The organism is Streptomyces sp. NPDC037271, from assembly GCF_055603605.1.
On sequence record NZ_JBVJVN010000036.1, the window covers coordinates 1 to 17,051 of the forward strand.

At 67.7% G+C, this 17,051-nt stretch carries 10 protein-coding genes and 2 pseudogenes; 1 reads left to right on the plus strand and 11 read right to left on the minus strand.

Annotated elements, in window-relative coordinates; all coding sequences use genetic code 11:
* The 11 genes and pseudogenes from ACZ7G3_RS34180 to eccD form a co-directional block, all read right to left on the minus strand.
* Positions 1–2,079 (minus strand): annotated as a pseudogene (locus ACZ7G3_RS34180) (hypothetical protein); the annotation flags it as partial.
* 396 nt (positions 2,080–2,475) lie between these two features.
* On the minus strand, positions 2,476–2,859 hold the full coding sequence (locus ACZ7G3_RS34185) for a ricin-type beta-trefoil lectin domain protein (RefSeq protein WP_398019368.1): 384 nt from the start codon (positions 2,857–2,859) through the stop codon (positions 2,476–2,478).
* Between the two features lie 999 nt (positions 2,860–3,858).
* A complete protein-coding gene (locus ACZ7G3_RS34190; RefSeq protein WP_398019367.1) occupies positions 3,859–4,218 on the minus strand; it encodes a hypothetical protein in 360 nt (119 codons plus the stop codon).
* Positions 4,211–4,660: a YbaB/EbfC family nucleoid-associated protein gene (locus tag ACZ7G3_RS34195; RefSeq protein WP_398019372.1), complete on the minus strand. Its 450-nt coding sequence runs from the start codon at positions 4,658–4,660 to the stop codon at positions 4,211–4,213. Before ACZ7G3_RS34195 ends, ACZ7G3_RS34190 begins: the two co-directional genes overlap by 8 nt.
* Positions 4,661–4,719: 59 nt before the next feature.
* A complete protein-coding gene (locus tag ACZ7G3_RS34200) occupies positions 4,720–7,437 on the minus strand; it encodes an AAWKG family protein (protein ID WP_398214636.1) in 2,718 nt (905 codons plus the stop codon).
* A 43-nt stretch (positions 7,438–7,480) separates the two neighbouring features.
* Positions 7,481–7,951, minus strand: coding sequence for a type VII secretion system-associated protein (locus ACZ7G3_RS34205; RefSeq protein WP_398019363.1), 471 nt, complete (start codon positions 7,949–7,951; stop codon positions 7,481–7,483).
* Positions 7,952–8,030: 79 nt separating this feature from the next.
* Positions 8,031–8,342 carry a WXG100 family type VII secretion target gene (locus ACZ7G3_RS34210; protein ID WP_390817566.1) on the minus strand — a complete coding sequence of 104 codons (312 nt, stop codon included), beginning with the start codon at positions 8,340–8,342 and terminating at the stop codon, positions 8,031–8,033.
* A 48-nt stretch (positions 8,343–8,390) separates the two neighbouring features.
* Positions 8,391–8,732, minus strand: a complete 342-nt coding sequence (locus ACZ7G3_RS34215) for a hypothetical protein (protein ID WP_390817565.1) — start codon at positions 8,730–8,732, stop codon at positions 8,391–8,393.
* A gap of 122 nt (positions 8,733–8,854) precedes the next feature.
* A pseudogene (locus ACZ7G3_RS34220) lies at positions 8,855–9,658 on the minus strand (transposase family protein); the annotation flags it as partial.
* 152 nt (positions 9,659–9,810) lie between these two features.
* Positions 9,811–11,310, minus strand: coding sequence for a type VII secretion protein EccB (eccB, locus tag ACZ7G3_RS34225; protein ID WP_398126714.1), 1,500 nt, complete (start codon positions 11,308–11,310; stop codon positions 9,811–9,813).
* A gap of 30 nt (positions 11,311–11,340) precedes the next feature.
* Positions 11,341–12,741 (minus strand): type VII secretion integral membrane protein EccD, encoded by a 1,401-nt coding sequence (gene eccD, locus ACZ7G3_RS34230; protein WP_398019361.1) that lies wholly within the window; start codon positions 12,739–12,741, stop codon positions 11,341–11,343.
* A 199-nt stretch (positions 12,742–12,940) separates the two neighbouring features.
* On the opposite strand from eccD, the gene eccCa reads away from it, so the two are divergent.
* On the plus strand, positions 12,941–16,894 hold the full coding sequence (gene eccCa / locus ACZ7G3_RS34235; protein ID WP_398019370.1) for a type VII secretion protein EccCa: 3,954 nt from the start codon (positions 12,941–12,943) through the stop codon (positions 16,892–16,894).
* Positions 16,895–17,051: the final 157 nt, after the last annotated feature.

Consider the following 17,051-nt stretch of genomic DNA (forward strand, 5'->3'; position numbering starts at 1 on the left):
CACCTCACCCGAGCCCAACAACCGGCCCGGACCGGACGAACCCCCCGACAGCACACTCGGAGCGGCCGAAGGCACCGTCCCAGCCCCACCAGCCTGCGCCGAGAGGTCCTCGACCCGGCCATCACCCAGGGACAACACACCAGGGCCCGGCCGCCGCACGGCATCGACAGCCTCCGGCATGGTCTGCTCATCAGTCTCGGCCTGCTGCACCATGTCGGCGGCAACCACATCGCCCGAGCCGTCACCAGCCCCGGACCGGGCCGAAGGGTTCACCTGGCCGGACGGCCGGACACCGGCCTGGTCACTATGCTCATCGATACGAGCACGCCCCGCATCGCCGGCCGGCTCAGACACCGTGGACGGCCGACCGGCAGAAGACACAGGCTGGTTGGCGACCCGACCCGGATCGGCCACAGGGCCGGCAGCCTGAACAGCAGCAGTACTCGCTCCCATCGCCGCAGAACCAGCTCCGCCGGAAACCGCACCCGCCGCAACCTGTACCGGCTCCGCGGGTTCCAGCCCCGCGGTCACCTCAGCGGTCGGGGCGTGCCCCTCATCCACCGCCGCTACCTCAGCAGGCCGCCCAGCGACGGCAGACACGCCCGTGCCACTCGAACCCACGGCAGGCAGCGCCTGTGCCGCAACCTCCGTAACACCCCCGGCTGCAGACCCTGTGTCTGCCTCACCGGCCGGACGCGGCCGAGCCCCGCCCGACTCCGCACTTCCCAGGCTCCCGGCCGACGGCACCCCGGCCGACCCCACCGCACCCTGATCCTGTACAACACCCGCATCCGACACCCCGGCATCCGCACCAGACACCGTGGGAGGCCGCCCCGACACCACCCCAGCACCAGCAGCGGCAGCGCCCGTGACACCGGCATTCCCGGCAGTACCAGCAACGCCGACCGCCTCACTGCCCGCAACACCCGTGCCGCCGGCGGCCGGCTCCCCGCCACCGCCCACCGCGACCCCGCCACCGCGACCGTCACCCTCGTCGGTACCGGCCGTGTTCACCCCGGCGTTCTGCGCATCGGCAGGCCATGAAGGGACCTCGGAAGAGAAGCCCTTGTTGAACGCCAGATTGACCGCCAGACCGGTCTTCTCCGCACCCTTATTGAGCCCCTCGCCGACATTGCCACTGATGCCCCCACCCAGGAACGTGTCCCACGAGGTCGCCCAGTTGCCGGTGAACAACCCACTGCCCAGAATCTCCGCAAGCGCCTCCGAGCCACCCGAGGCAAGGAAAACACTGGAAGCGTTGGGCTGCCGGGCGACACCACCCCCCGGGTCCACATGACCAGTCCCCGGCTCGGCCCCCACCTTCACCGTCACATCATCCGCAACACTCTTGGCAAACGCACCACGCCTGACATCATCACGGAACAGAGACAAGAACTTCTCGTTGCCACCAACGATGCCGCCGAAAAATCCACCGGCAAGACCACCGAACACCGCGTCCTGCCCGATCTGCCCCCAGTCGAAGCCGTTGAAGCTCTGCTCACCCGACGTGAAAGCAATCATCCCCAGACGGACAGCGAACGACTGGAAAGCCTCCTCGAACGCCTCACTCAACACCGGCAGCAAATGCGTCTTGCTCAGCAATTGATGCAGAATCAGCAGCACCGCCACACGACTCCGCTGCTGCGCAACCACCGCCCTGCCCGCAGTAGCACCACCCGTGACAGCCGACAACCAAAAAAGGGTCTTCAGCTCGATCAGAAGCCGGATGACCTCAGCACTGATCTGCCACTTGCCTTCCATAATGTCGTACGAAGTCTTCACCCGGCCATCGGCAATATCGTCCAACCGCCCAGCGAACTGCCTCAGATACCCCGTACCACCCGAATCCACGAACATGCCCATGGCACGCACATAATCGTTCCCCACCTGCGGCGGCAGCGCCCTCGCAGTACCCGAAACCGTACGCTCAATGACATCCGACAGACCACGGACATCATGAGCCAAACCCCTGAACGCCGCATGACTGTCACGAGCCAGGTCCTCATTCGCCTGCATCAACCGCTCGCCGATAAGGACGAACAGCATGTTGTTCACCAGCGGTGAGACCTGGATTGCCATGTCAGATTCAGTACTTCCTGCTCTTGTTTCCGGTGGAGTTGCCACCCGGCGACCGAAGGCCCGCGGCCAGGCTCCCGGCCCGCGCGGACCGGCTATTCCTCACGTTTTCGCTGGTGCCATCGGCGGTCGCGACGGCCGCCCGCAATCAGCCTCAGACCGCGCTCAACCTCCGCGGCATGCTCTGCGCCGCAGTGCCGATCTCATGAACCTGCCGGATACCGGCCTGGATCCTCGATGTCCAAGTCCGCCAGCTCCGGCACCGCCTCGCTCGACTGCATGAAAGGGCTGGAAAGTCTCAGCTCCGCCTCAGCCCAGGCCAGAGCCTCCTGCGTCGCTTCAAACTCGGCCAAAGCATCGGCCAACTTCTCTCTGCCACAAGCGACGCAACGGGTAGCCTCAGCCGACGCTCCACTTCTGGTTGTCCTGTCCGTTGCAATCCCACAGTTGCAACCGGCTGCCGTTGGCCACCTGCTGCTCCCTCACGTCAACGCACTTGTCAGCCTGCGGATTGACCAGGTCGTGCGAGGAGTTCAGCCGGAACTGCTGGGCGGGATGGCCACTGCATCGGGCCAGTTGAATCACGGCACCGTTGCCCGTCGCCCCCCAGGCGACATCCATACACAGCCCCATGGAACGCACCGTCCCGTCGCCCATGAAACGCCACGTCTGCTGTGCCGCTCCGCTACAGCCCCAGATCTGCAACGGCGTACCGTCACCCCCACCGTCCGTGACATCGATGCACTGGCCCGAGTGGTGGCTGCGGATGGAAACACCGGGCACACCGGAGGACTTCCTGGACGACTTGGACTTACCCAGAGTCTGAGCCGCGCTGGGCCGCGGCGACGGCTTCGGATCCTCACCCACCGTGGGCCGCGGCAACGGCTTCGGATTCTTACCCGCCGACGCAGGGCCACTGCCCCCCACCTCACGGGCTACAGGTGTCCCGGCAGTGCTTTCCCCTCCCGCCCGGGGCCCACCAGCATCCCCTTGCCCAGCGGGACTCTTGCCCGAACGCGCCTTCTGAGAGGTACTGTTCGCGGTCGGCGACGCTGTTTCGATGGGGCCGACCATGACGCCACCCGCCGGAGACCCCAGCACCGTGCCGGGCATCGCACCAGCAGGAGCCACTCCCTCCTCCTCATCGCCGCTGCTCACCAGGAACGGCACCGCCATCAGAAGAGTTCCCACGATCGCAGCCCCGGCCAGCAGACTCTTGTGCGGCCGCCCAGGCGGGACGTCCGCGGCAGTCTTGTCCGTGCCACCAGCCGTCTCACCTGCCTCTTCCTCCACATCGACCGCTGCAGCAGGCTCCGCTCCCGCCTCACCGCCCTTCCCGGCGGTCGCCGCGACACCTGCCGCTTCCGGCTCCCCGACGACCGGCGACGCCGGCTCCGGACCGGGAGTCCCCTGCTCGGCACTCCCTACGACGGGAAGCACAGTCGTAACGCCTCCGGCCGGGGAAGCCGGCAGCACCGCCGGTGAACCCGCAGCCTCCACCGTCCCCGTTGCCGTGTCTCCTTGCGCCGCTGCCGATTCCCCGGCCTGCGACGGAATGTTCTGGGTGCCCTGAGGCCGTGCTGTGGTCATCGTGTCATTCCTACGGTGCGACGGGATCATACGAACATTGCCCTGGATATGCGGCAGGGGCTCGACACCCGGCGGCACGGTCCGGGAATATCCCCCAGGGCGGAGCACCGGACTCCATGGACGGCCGCCCGCCTCCAAGGACGAACAAACAGATTGTTCACCAGCGGTGGGAATGGGATTGCCGTGCCGGAGTCAGTGCTTCCTGCCGTTGGTTCCAGTGGAGTTGCCGCCCGGCGACCGGAGGATGGCATCCAGGTTCCCGGCCTGCGTGGACCGGATGTTCTTCACGTTCTCGCTGGTGCCATCGGCGATGGCGACGATCGCTTCCACTATCGCCCGCATGGTTTCCGCAGCCGTCACGTTCTCCCTCTGCGCATGCGGCTTTGTCGCTTTGGCGAAACTGTCGTCTTCGCCGGGCCAGCCCGCGGTCGGCTTCAGGCGGTTCTCGAAATTCCGCAGCATGCTCTGCGCCGCCGTGCTGATCTCGTGAACCTGCCGGATACCACCCTGGATCCGGGCCGTATCAGCGGTATAGGCGTTGGCATCAGACATCGTGATCGTCCTCCCCGTCCTCGTTGATCTCGTCACGCAGTCGGCCACTGCCCCTGCGACCGGCCGCCCGCTCCGGTGCCTCCAGGACCGCGGGACCGAAGATCTCGGCCCAGTCGATGTCCACTCCCGCCAGCTCCGACACCGCCGTGCTCGGCTGGGTGAAAGGCTGGAACGTCTCCATCACATGTCGGGACATCTGTGTCCTGGCACGTTCCGCCGCGTCCAGGACGCTCGCGGCAAGCTCCCCCGCCGCCATGCTCCGGTACTTGCCCTCCAGAAACCTCAGTGCTGTGAGCTCGCCCTGGTGACCGACGGTCACCTCCACCGCCCGGTCCCTGGACCGCACGGTGAACGACGCCTCCCTCAGCTCCGCCTCCGCCTTGGCCACCGCCTCCTGGGTCGCTTCGAGCTCGGCCATCGCATCGGCCAGCTTCTTCTCCATCGATGCCGGTTCAGTCACCGGATCCTCCTTCGCCTTGTCGTCCTGTCCGTTGGCCGACGTCACCGGCCGATGACCGCCGGAGCGCCGCCTTCGTCCGCGCCCCAGACGTCCCCGTCCTCGGGCTCCCAACCGGACCGATCCCGGCCGCTCGTCTCCGTCCGCTGGGCCCCCTGGGTGCCCTGGCCGCCCGCCGGGAGATAGGACGACGACGTGGTGGTCCGTCCTCTTCTGGCGTAGGCCCTGTCCTCGCCGTCCTCGGCCGTGTCAGCACGCGGCTTCGGCCTGCGCACGGCGGCGCCGTCGCCATCGGTCAACACGTTGCGGACCCGTTCGCTGTTCGACGAGCCACCGCCCCCTCCGGCTCCGCCGGGTCCGCCCATGCCGCCCATGCCGCCCATGCCCATCGGCATCATGGGCATGCCCGTGCCGCCGCTGCCGCTGCCGCTGCCGCTGCCGGCACCATCCGTTACACCAGCGAGGTCCGGATTCAGAGGAACGGCGCCGCTCGGCAGCCCCGTCTCGGAGGCAAACCCGTTGGGCGGGGGCGCCCCCAACGCGCCTCCGGAATAGGGAGTGCTGTCGTACTCCTCGTACGACAACGTGCCGTCGTCACCGCTCTGGCTGACCGCTGGGTTGAGCTGAGAAGTCGCGAAGTCGTCGGATGTGAAGGAGGAATGGGTCGCGTCCGCCACGGATGCGGCGGCTGGAAGGGTCATGCCGGCCCTTCCCACGCCGGCATCACCATGGAGATCGGTGCTGGTCACCAAGTCGTTCAGACGAGTCAGATCCGGGCGCCAGGCCGAGATCTCGGCATGCGACGGCAGCCCCGTGCTGTCATCGGGCGTGGGGCCAGTGGCCACCGACGGATTCAGAAACTCAGTGATCACCGAGCCGTCGGGGCGGGTCGTCACAGCCTCACCGGACGACGGATCAACCACCATGCTGCTCCCGTCCGGGGACATTGTGGTCAGCTTCCCCTCAGGGTTCAGCGTCGTCGTACTGCCGTCCGGATTCTCGAGCACCACACCCGGGTCAAGAGAGGTGCTGCTTGTCTTCCCGTCCCGCGAGGTCGTGGTCATGGTGCCGGTGGCCGGGTTGAAGACGCTCAGGCCACCGCCCGGGTGCATGGTGGCCAACGACCCGTCGGAGTTGAGGACGGTGGTGCTGCCGTCCGGGTTTCGGAGGCTGCTGTTCGTACCGGCCGGGTCGGAGTTCAGGCTGGAGGCCGAGCCGATTCCGAGCAGGGGGTTCAGCGGCACGATCGTCGGCGTCCCTGCCGAATCCGTGGACCCGCCGCCGGTGCCGATATCATCGAGCCCGGCCTTCGGGCCGTTCGGGCTTTGGGGGAGTTCTCTGGCAAGGCCGTCCGTATTGACGTTGTCGCTTTGGGGGCTGCCGCCCTGCTCACTCCCGAAGTCGTTCAATCCGCTGATCAAGTCGTTGAACGCCTTGCCGAGGCCGTCAAAGCTCTTAGTGAGGGCGTCGTTGGTCTGGCCGAGCTTCTCCTGGGTGAGCTGAGTCTGTTCCTTCTGCCAGGCCTCCGTCAGCGAGGTGCGACTGGTGGTCTCCACCGGCTGAGTGAAGACTGCCGCAGCGTCGAGCCAATGGTTGTTGAGCTTGGCCAGGGCATAACGGGCATAGTATTCGAGTTCATCTTCAACACGCTTGTTCCACCGTTCCACCGCCGCCTCGGCGATCTTCCTGTAGGTGCTGCGTTCCGCGAGGTCTCCGTACTTGGGGTGGACTTGGCTGAAGGCCTCGGTGGTGTGGTACGTAGTCGAAATGCCTGAGCGGCTGTCGTGATGCTCGACCTTGCCTATCTGACTGATGTTGTTCTTCACTACCCAATCCCACACCTCATTCAGCTCTTCCAGCACTGCCCGGTGTGGGTCGTTCTTGCCGTCGGCGGCCCATGCGTTCCATGCGTTCAGGAGCACGTTGACCTGAATCGACAGGTCCAGCTGAGCTCCCGCAAGGGCAGCGGCGAAGCGAGAGCGGGGCCGGTAGCCGTCGAGCGTGGTGTGGGAGGGCTCGTAATCCTTGCCTCCGAACTGATCCACGTAGTCGGCATAGTTCGATCGCACCTGAACGATGAGGTTGTGGAAGACCTGGGCCGCCTTTCCCTTCCACGACGCCTGCTCGTCGCCCAGCGACTTCTCCCATCGCTCCAGCGTGTCACTCTGGCTCACAAAGAAACTTTTCACCCGGTCGAACGCCTGCGCCGTGCGCGTGAACGCCTTGATATCGACAGCATGGACGTCCGCGACCGACAACCCGTTGTAGGCGAAACCCTTGGTGCTCCGATCACCTGTCTGCAACGCCTCGAGCGCCGCTCTGCCTCCGAAGATGTAGCGTTGCGGCGGCCGGTTGTCCCACTGCGCATCCTTCTCAACGACGCTCGTGAACTCGCCGCCCGTCCTTCTGGTCTCGGGCCCCGTGAACAGCACCGCCCTGCCGTTCTCATCGGTGAGCACCCCGATGAACACGATCCGGGCCCGCTGCATCTTCACGTTGTCGCGACCCTTCGCCGTGTAGAAGACCAGGTCGTAATCCTCTCCCTCATGGGTCATCCACCCACTGATCGCCGCATAGTCCTCGGGCATGACCGGTCTCATGACCATGTCCTTGAAGCCCATACGGAAAAGGGGAATGTCGCCTTCGCTCTTGAGTTTGTCGAAGAGCGCGCTCCTCTTCGGCATCATGTAGCCGGTGAGGAGGGAGACGGCCCTCCCCCAGTAGTCATCGGGGTCGGCCTCAAAGGAAGGCTCGGCAGCCACAGCAGCACGCTCCTGGGGTAGGAAGAGGAGGGAGGGACGGCAACTACGCCGCCTTGGAGGTGGAGTTGTCCGAAGCAGGTGTGCCGCTCAGATCGCTGTCGACATCGGAGAAGAGGTCGAGCATCTTCTCCGCACTGATCGCGGTGAGACTCTGGTCCTGATTCTTCTGCAAGACCTTGATCGTCTCCTCCAGGTTTCTGGCGATGTGCTTGAACAGGTTTTGCTCAGCCGCCAGGACATCGACGATCCCCTTGGAAACATCCGCTATCCGGCTGACGAGGGTATTTCCCTTCACCAGCCCACCTTCAGCCGCCATGAGCCCAATGGTCAGATAAGGATTTTCCTGGAGGTGATTCCCCTCGGGGGTGTGGTACCCCTCTACGAGACTTTTCAGGGCCCGGGTGCCTTCGGGTACGTCCTTTCCGATGTCTACAAGGTCCTTGTTGAAGTCAGCCACTTCAGTGTCGACGAAGGTCTGCAGGTGCGAGGCGTCCAATTGCGTCAGTTCGGTCATATCTTTTCTCCTGATGGTTGTTCGCCGTCCGGCCCGGCGGCCGGACGGCGAACAGCTTCGGACCGAAGAATTCAGCGACTCAGCGGCCTATGGTGACCTGGGACCAGAGATCGGCCAGTTGGTTTTCGCTCTGCTTGTAGCTGGATCCGATCTCCGCCAGCAGGCCGGCGTGCGAGGTGAGCAGCCGCTGCATCCCCAGGACCGCCCCGTCCCACTCCCGCTGCCTGTTCTGGTACTCCGTGGCGTCGAGGCCGATCCACGTGTTCTTGAGTGGCTGGAGCTCCGTCTCCAGGCGTTCCACGATTCCGGCGATGAGCTTGGTCTGCTGGGCCATGGAGTCACCGACATCGTTCAGGTGCGTGTAATCGACGTAGATGTAGCCGTCGTCCATCACAAATCTCTTCTCAGTCGTAGGTGTGGCGGGGGCCGAGGAATCGGGTCAGACGTTCTTGAGAGCGTCGAAGACCGCCTGGGAGGTGGCAGAGCCCTGGGCGATGGAGTCCATCGCAGCGGCCTGTGTCCTTGCCTGCGTCTGCCGGCTGCCGCCGAGTTTGTCGATCATGTCCTCGACGTTCCTCTGGACGATCGCGCACTTCTCGTCCCACAACCTCAGCAACTCGCCGTACGCCGCGCCGTCGCCGCCCTTGTACTTGCTCCTGAGGACCTCCTTCAAGGTCTCCACGTGCCGTCGGGACTTCACGATTTCGTTGCGAGCCTGGTTGAGGGACTCGATGCCGTTCTGAGTCAGTCGTGCGTCCGACTGCTGCATGTTGCCTGTCATGGTCCTGTCCCTTGGTGGTTGAGGAGGTACCTGCGGGATGGGGAAGAGAGTAGGGCTGCTCCACTTGAGGGCGTCTTCGGTTGAGGTTTATCTGAGGAACTTTCCTCGGTGAACCTCTTCCATCCTGTGTAGTCGCAGGTCAAGAGGGTGTGGACGGCTTGGACGGTACGGCTGGCGCATCGGGTTGAGCAGCGCGCTCTGCGCAGTGCTCGCCAGGACTTCAGCCGGGCGAAGGCGCGTTCGCCGGGTGCGCGCAGGCGGGCGTGGTCGCGGTTGTGGTGCTGGTAGTGCTCGGGCAGTTCGTGGTGGCGGTAGCAGGGGGTGCGGACGGTGGCGCCGGCACCCTGGTAGGCGCGGTCCGCGAGCACGGGGATCTGCCGGGCCGGGCAGGCTTGGACGATGCGGTGGGCGCGAGCCGCGGTCAGGACATGGGCGCGTCCCGGGGCTGCGCGCGAGAACCGGAGCCGGGTGCCGTCCGGACGGGCGATGACCCGCACGTTCATGCCGTGTCTGCGGTGCTTCATCGAGTGGTACGGCTCGTTTGCAGCGATGCGGTCGATCGGGATCGGCGTGCCGTCCACGATGACGAAGTCGACCTCGCCCGGACCGGTCAGGGCCTCGTGCAGGCCGGGTGCCCACGAGGCGAGAACGTCCAGGACCTCGTCGGCACAGCGTCAGGCAGTTGCCTCTGGGACACCGCAACCGACGCCGAGCTGGGCGAATGTCTCGTTCTTCCGGAGATGGGCCAGGGCGAGCAAGGCCTGTGGGAAGCAGCCCGGTTTCCGCCACGGCGAGTTCGGTTCACACCTTCGGGCGTAGATGAGCCAGGAGCCATGCTCGACCAGCTCGTGAGGAACGTCGAGCATGGCTCGATACGGAACCAACAGGGCCCCTCCGGTCGTCGGCGTGCTGAGTGGAATCACCACGCCGACGACGAGGGGCCCTGCCTCGTCACCGCCCCCACTGACCAGCTCATTTCACCCCTGCAGCACAGGATGAAGGAGGTTCGGTGATCGAACGACCGGGGCTTGCGTCCCTCTGTTCGCACAGCTCGATCGCCGGCGGGCTGCTCTACGGCCTAGCCCGGCTCTCCCGTGGCGTCTTCGCAGGAAGGCCGGGTGCTGGAGGCGGTACGACCCTGTGCGGCGGCGCCCGGGGCCAGGTCCGGTCCGGACCTCAGCATGGAGAGCAGCGGGGAGGGCAGCGCCACCACATCGCCGCTCGCGTATCCCAGCGCCTCGAGTGCGGCCCGGGACGGCACCCGGTACTTCACGCCGTTGTCGGCCACGAGGTACGTCGTGTCGCCCACCGGCGTGCCACCTGCGCCCAGCGCCCTCACCAGGGCACCGTGGCCGGGCCGGACGACGACGTCGTCAACCGGCAGGCAGGCCGGTGCAAACTCCCCGGGGGCGGTCTGGGTGACCGGGGCCAGGGAACTCAGCGGCACCAGCACCATGGTGATGCGTGTGAGGCCGTCGGCCGACTCCCCCCGGGCGCAGGCGGACATTCCCTCCGGCACGGAAACCGCGCGGGGCGGCGATTCGGGCAGCCCCTTGGAGACCGGTGGCGTGTCGGCGGTGCCGGGCGCCAGGTGCTCCCTGAGAATGTCGGCGCTCAGCGGCGCGGCCGTGGGAGAGGCTCCCCCGTAGGCCTTCTCGCGGGTGGCCGGATCACCGAGGACGAGGGCCGCCTCCGTGGCCGTCAGGGGCACCAGGCCTTCCTTCCGCAGTAGGTAGTACTGCTCGGCCGAGCCAGGCGGTTCGGCCAGGTACACCCGTCCCACCGTGCTGCTGCGGCCGGCAAAGGACGGCCCGGCGGCGCCCCGGCCGGGTACGTCGGGTGAGGCCAGGTCCGGTCCGGCGACCAGGGCGTCGAGGAAGGCTGCGGACACCGGCCGCGGTGTCACGGAGCCGTAGCCCAGGGAGACGGCGGCGCCGGAGGCCTTGTCCAGTTCGAGGCGACGCCCCCTCCAGACCAGATAGGTCACCTTGTCCGGGCCGGTCACCAAAAGTCCCTGGTCACCGGAGACCCCCTTGTTCTCCAGGGGGGCGCCCACGACGAGCGTCGTGACCGCGGTCGGTGTCGTGTCCGCGCCGTCCGCGGTGCCGGACACGTTGATGGAGGAGCAGACGTGCCAGGCGCCGTTGTCCAGGTCGTCCGCCGCTGGAACGGATTCAGGGGCGCCGGGGATGCCCACCGGGGCCCCGACCGGGGTTCCCCGCAGCGACGGCGTGCGCACGTCGGTGGTCTTCAGGTCTGCGCCGCCGATGAGTCTGGCCGAGGCGTAGTTGCGTACCGGCCTGAGGCGGCCGTCGATGTACAGGTAGCGGGCTCCGGTGTCCTTGTTGACGATCAGACTCTTCCCGTCCTGCCAGGAGTCGTTCCCGCCCGGCACGATCAGCCCGTAGACGAAAGCGCCCGCGGAGATCAGCACCGCGACGAGCAGGCCGATGAGCACACCACGGGTGGTACGTCCCGTCGGACTTTCGGGAGCATCGGGGTCGGCGAGCAGCATGCCCGCGGTGAGTCTGCCCATGGCGAACGTGTGGGCCTGTACCTGGTCACGCTTGGACTGCATCGGTTCGTGTCCTCCCGGTCCTTGCCTGGTTCAGCCGTTCATCGCCCGGAGGGCGCCGAAGACGCCCAGCACCCAGAGCGTCAGCGGCAGCAGGCTGATGGCCAGGAGCGACTGCAGCAGTTCGGCCGCGCGGCCCCAGTGCGGCGCCATGCGCCTGCCGGGCACGGTCCATGAGGCGACGGCCAGCGCCGCGGCCAGTACCAGCAGCCCTATGACCAGGGCCGGCCGGTCGGCCGGAGCAAGGCTCGCCGCGCTGCCGACGGCCAGCAGGACGGCTCCCCACATGCCCGGCACCACCAGGGCCAGACGCTGCCATACGTTGACCATGCCTCGTCCGTGCAGCAACAGGAGCAGGGAGAGTGCCGCCGCGGTCAGCGTCTCGGCCAGGCCGGGCGCGTGGGCCAAAGCGACCAGGGCGCCGGCGCAGATGACCCCGGTGGCCGTGTACAGGGCGGTCATCCAGTCGCTGGCCAGTTCGGTCCTGACGGCGACGTCACTGCCACTGTAGGGCTCGATGTCCTCCTGCAACTGCCGGGCGCTGTTGGGCAGAGCGGGCATCCGCATGCCGGCGAGTTTGAAGGACAGCACCGGTATGAAGCTGCCGAAAACGACGACCGCTGCGGCCACCCCCGCGCCGGCACTGTCCACGGGCAGGTGGAAGACGCTCATCAGCGCCCCGGCGGCCGCGGAGAGGATCGCGATCAGCGCTGTGGCGATGAAGAAAGGCGTGTACACGGCCGCCGCCGCGACCGCCAGCACGGCTGCTCCGGCAGCCGCCGCGCCGGCGGCCATCAGCCGGGCGCCGAGCACGTGGTGCGCCTGGGGGCCCGCTATCTCTCCTCCGGGCAGCAGCCAGCCCGCCAACGCCAGGCACGGCGCCGCCAGGATTCCCAGCGTCGCACCGGCTGCCGCATCGCCCACTGCCCGGCTCGCCGAGGCCGCACCCGCGAGGAGCAGCAGACCGGCGACGACGGTGGTCGCGACGCGCAGGGCGAGCGAGCCCGACGGCCAGGCCAGTATTCCCAGGGACGTCAACACACAGACGACCACCGCACAGCGCAGCACACGGCGGCTGCCTTGAGGGTTCCAGCCGTGCAGCCGTTCCCCTGTGACCCCGGCGATCCCGTCGACGAGGTCGTCGAGGCGCACCTCCGGCAGGGCATCGGCTTGGGGACGAAGGTACATTACCTCCCCGTCCTTGAGGTCCAGCGTCTCGAGAGTTGCTTCCTCGTCGAGTGGGGCTCCGCCCAGACGTTGCAGGACCCAGCCGCCGTGTTCCAGGCCGTTTTCCTCCAGGTCGCCGTCCGCGTAACTCAGTACGGTCGGCAGAAGGTCGGCAACCGGCACATCGGCGGGTACAGCCAGGTCTATCGTCTTGGCAGGGGCACGAACGGTGATGTGGCACAGGCCGGCCACAGAGCTCTCAGTCATTGGTGGGGGGCCACGCTTCCCGGGGTTCATCCGCTGGGCTTGGTTCTGAACGCCTGCAGAGTACTGAGACCTCGGGCCGCTCATGGCCCGCTACGCGACTTCCCGTTGATGACCCCGTCCAGGAGCCGTGCGCTCGTTAAGGAGTCAGTAGTTGAGTATCGTCCTTTTCCGTCGCCCTGCCCGTCGGCGCGGGCCGGACATGCCCGAGGGTGAACTGACCCTCCAGGAGCCGCCGACACTGCCGGAGACTGTGCCGGACAGCTCGGCGGTGTGGACGTATCTGCCCATGGCGATGATGTCCGTTTCCATGATGCTGGCTTTCCTGCGGCCCGGTGGGTCCGGCAGTGTCTTCACGTACATCGCCCTGGGCATAATGGTCCTGGCCTCGGCAGTGATGATGATCGGCCAGGTGATGCGCCAGAGCAGCGAGCGCAAACAGCGCCTCAGGGGCGAGCGCCGGGACTACCTGCGCTACCTGACGCAGACCCGGCGGCAGGTCCACCGGGCTGTGAGCGAGCAGCAACTGGCGCTCGCCTGGCGTCACCCGGAGCCGGCGTCGATGCGTTCGCTGGTGCGGACGACGCGGCTCTGGGAGCGCCGGGTCAAGGACGACGACTTCGCCGAGGTGCGGGTGGCCGTCGGTGACCAGCAACTGGCGCTGCGGTTGACCCCGCTGTCCACCAAGCCGGTGGAGGACCTCGAGCCCCTGTCAGCACACGCGCTGCGACGGTTCATGCGCGCCTACAGCACCGTGCCGGACCAGCCCATCGCGCTCTACCTGCGGTCCTGGGCACGGGTGCTGCTGCGCGGGGACGAGGCGGCGGTGCGCGGCATGGTGCGGGCCGCCCTGTGCCAACTGGCTCTCTTCCACACCCCTGAAGACGTGCGGATCGCGCTGGCCGTCAGCGACGAGCGCCGGGCCGGGTGGGACTGGGTCAAGTGGCTGCCGCACAACCTGCACCCGCACGAGCAGGACGGCGCCGGGCCGGCCCGCATGGTGGCGTCGGACTTCAACGGCCTGGAGGACCTGCTCGGAGGGGAGTTCACCGAGCGTCCGGCATTCGACCCCGAGGCCGTGCCCGGCCGCGACGAGCCGTTCACCGTGCTCGTGGTGGACGGGGTCCAGGTGCCGTCCGGGCACCGGCTCGACGGCCCCGGGTTCCGCAACGTGATCGTGTTCGACCTGTCGGAGTCCCTGCGGTGGCGTCCGGGACGAACGACGCTGCGGCTGGATGTGCAGCCGGACGGGGTGCGGCTGGTGCGCACGGACCGGAACCGCAAGGAGCAGTCGACCCCGCTGGGTCGTCCCGACGCGGTCGGCCCGGTCGGCGCCGAGGCCCTTGCGCGGATGCTCGCCCCGTATCGCACGGGGCTGACCACGGAGACCGCCGAGCCGCTGTCGACGGATGTGGAGCTGACGGCTCTGCTGGGCATCCCCGACCTGTCCCGACATCAGCCGGCCGCCCTGTGGGGGCGCAACAAGGGCGCTGCCCGGCTGCGGGTCCCGATCGCGGTGGGTGGCGACGGAGTTCCGGTGGAGCTGGACATCAAGGAGGCGGCGCAGGGGGGCATGGGTCCGCACGGCATGCTGATCGGCGCGACCGGTTCGGGCAAGAGCGAGTTGCTGCGCACCTTGGTGCTGGGCCTGGCGCTGACGAACTCCTCGGAGACCCTGAACTTCGTCCTGGTGGACTTCAAGGGCGGCGCCACGTTCCTGGGCCTGGACGAACTGCCGCACACCTCTGCCGTGATCACCAACCTGGCCGACGAGGCTGCTCTGGTCGAGCGGATGCGGGACGCCCTGCACGGCGAGCTGATACGCCGTCAGGAACTTCTCCGGGCGGCCGGCAACTACTCCTCGGCGCTCGAGTACGAGAAGGCCCGCGCCGCGGGGACGCCTTTGGATCCGCTGCCGAGCCTGTTCATCGTCGTCGACGAGTTCAGTGAACTACTCTCGGCACACCGGGACTTCATGGAGCTGTTCGTGATGATCGGCCGGCTGGGCCGTTCCCTCGGCGTCCATCTGCTGCTGGCGTCGCAGCGCCTCGACGAAGGGCGTATGCACCAGTTGGAGAGCCACCTGTCCTACCGCATCGGTCTGCGTACCTTCTCCGCCATGGAGAGCCGTGGCGTACTGGGCGTGCCGGACGCCTACCAGCTGCCGTCGCAGCCGGGCGCCGGTTTCCTCAAGAGCGGCGTGGAAGCGCTGACCCGGTTCCGGGCGGCGTACGTGTCCGGGGTGTACCAACCGCGGCGCGGGGCGGTGGCTCAGGCACGGGTCGCCAGCCAGGTGGTTCCGTGGACGGCCGGTTATGTGGTGCCGCGCGCGCCTGCTGAGCTGCCGGAAGCAGAGCCGGAGGAGGAGCAGGTCGAGGAGAACGAGAACGGGGCGTCGTTGCTGTCGGTCGCCGTGGAGCGGCTGCGGGGGGCGGGGCTGCCGGCCCTCCAGGTGTGGCTTCCGCCGCTGGCCGAGCCGCCGGCCCTGGACGCCCTGCTGCCGGGGCTGACCGCCGATCCGGAGCGCGGGCTCGTCTCCGCCGGCTGGCCGGGCGTCGGCTCTCTGCGGGTGCCGGTCGGGCTGGTGGACAGGCCGTTCGAGCAGCGGCGTGATCCGCTCGTGGTGGATCTCTCGGGCAGCGGTGGGCACATCGCTGTCGCGGGTGGTTCACAGAGCGGCAAGTCGACGGTGCTGCGTACCCTGATCGCGGCTCTCGCGCTCACCCACACCCCGCGCGAAGTGCAGTTCTACTGCCTGGATCTGGGTGGCGGCACGCTGGCCGGGCTGGTCGGCCTGCCGCACGTCAGTGGAGTGGCGAACCGGATGGACGGCGAGCGGATCAGTCGCGCGGTGGCCGAGGTCACGGCCGTGCTCAACCACCGCGAACAGCTCTTCCTCGACCACAACATCGACTCGATGGCGACCTACCGCAGACGTCGTGCGGCCGGGGAGTTCGAGGACGAATCCCATGGTGACGTCTTCCTGGTGGTGGACGGGTGGGGCACGATGCGTCAGGAGTTCGACGCGCTCCTGCCCGCTTTCGGCCAGATCGCGTCCCAGGGCCTGAACTACGGTATCCACCTGGTCATCTCCACCGCGCGATGGATGGAGCTGTCGTCCCAGCTGCGTGACCAGATGGCCACCCGGCTGGAGCTGCGGCTGGGCGACTCGATGGATTCCGTGGTCGACATCCGCAAGGCCGCCACCGTGCCGCGCAGCCCCGGCCGCGGACTGACGGTCGACAGCAAGCTGCACTTCCTGACCGCGCTGCCGCGTATCGACGGCAGGGAGACCTCCGACGATCTCAGCGACGGGGTTGCCGCGCTGGTGGAACAGGTCGCCGAGCACTGGGCGGGGCCTCCCGCGCCGCCGGTGCGGATGCTGCCGCACCGGTTGCCCCTCACACAACTGCCGGAACCGGAACTGGCGGACGGACTGCGGGTTCCTCTCGGGCTCGACGAGGAGACCCTGTCGCCGGTGTGGCACGACTTCAGCCGCACGCCCCACCTGGTGGGCATCGGAGACACCGAAAGCGGCAAGACCAATCTGCTGCGGCTGGTCGCCAAGGCGGTCACCGCCCGCTACAGCCCGGGTGAAGCGCGCATCCTGGTGGTGGACTACCGGCGTGAACTGGCCGAGGCGGTCCCGGAGGAGTACCGCCTCGGGCACGCGGTGTCGCTCGATCCGCTGAAGGAGCTGGTGGCCGGATCGGCCAGGGCCCTCAAGACCCGCCTCCCCGGTGAGGACATCTCCCCGGCCCGGATGCGGCTCGCGGACTGGTGGACGGGGCCACGGCTGTTCGTGCTCGTGGACGACTACGACATGGTCGGCTCCGGCGGCATCATGGACCACCCGTTCGAGGCCCTTCTCGAGTACCTGGCTCTGGGACACGAGGTGGGACTTCACCTGGTGGTGCTGCGTTCCGCGACCGGTGCCGGCCGGGGCCTCAGCGACCAGTTGCTCAGGCGCCTCGACGAGGTCAACACCCCGGGCCTGCTGATGTCGTGTCCGCCGTCGGAGGGTTACGTCTTCGACAACATCAAGCCGCGCAACCTGCCGCCCGGCCGGGCACGTTACATCGCCCGCCGCAAGGCCGTACTGATGCAGACGGCCATCGTCGGCGAACAGGCCGAGGAGGAGCCGGGCGAGAAGTGACCTCGCGCAGGGCGGCGTTTCGTCCCGGTCGAGGTGTGCGGATGTGGTTCGAGGGTCTGACGGTTCCGGGGGCGCGGGTGGGCCCGCGACCCCCGGGGGGGGGCTTGTTGGCTGGTGGGCCTCCTGCACCGGGGGAGGGCGGCCGGGTCTTGCCCTT

What these genes read in the sequence shown, in the direction of transcription:
- eccCa (WP_398019370.1), top strand. Translation starts at nt 12,941, where the DNA reads ATGCCCGAGGGTGAACTGACCCTCCAGGAGCCGCCGACACTGCCGGAG.
- ACZ7G3_RS34195 (WP_398019372.1), bottom strand. Translation starts at nt 4,660, where the DNA reads ATGGAGAAGAAGCTGGCCGATGCGATGGCCGAGCTCGAAGCGACCCAG.
- ACZ7G3_RS34190 (WP_398019367.1), bottom strand. Translation starts at nt 4,218, where the DNA reads ATGTCTGATGCCAACGCCTATACCGCTGATACGGCCCGGATCCAGGGT.
- ACZ7G3_RS34215 (WP_390817565.1), bottom strand. Translation starts at nt 8,732, where the DNA reads ATGACAGGCAACATGCAGCAGTCGGACGCACGACTGACTCAGAACGGC.
- ACZ7G3_RS34205 (WP_398019363.1), bottom strand. Translation starts at nt 7,951, where the DNA reads ATGACCGAACTGACGCAATTGGACGCCTCGCACCTGCAGACCTTCGTC.
- eccD (WP_398019361.1), bottom strand. Translation starts at nt 12,741, where the DNA reads ATGACTGAGAGCTCTGTGGCCGGCCTGTGCCACATCACCGTTCGTGCC.
- ACZ7G3_RS34210 (WP_390817566.1), bottom strand. Translation starts at nt 8,342, where the DNA reads ATGGACGACGGCTACATCTACGTCGATTACACGCACCTGAACGATGTC.
- eccB (WP_398126714.1), bottom strand. Translation starts at nt 11,310, where the DNA reads ATGCAGTCCAAGCGTGACCAGGTACAGGCCCACACGTTCGCCATGGGC.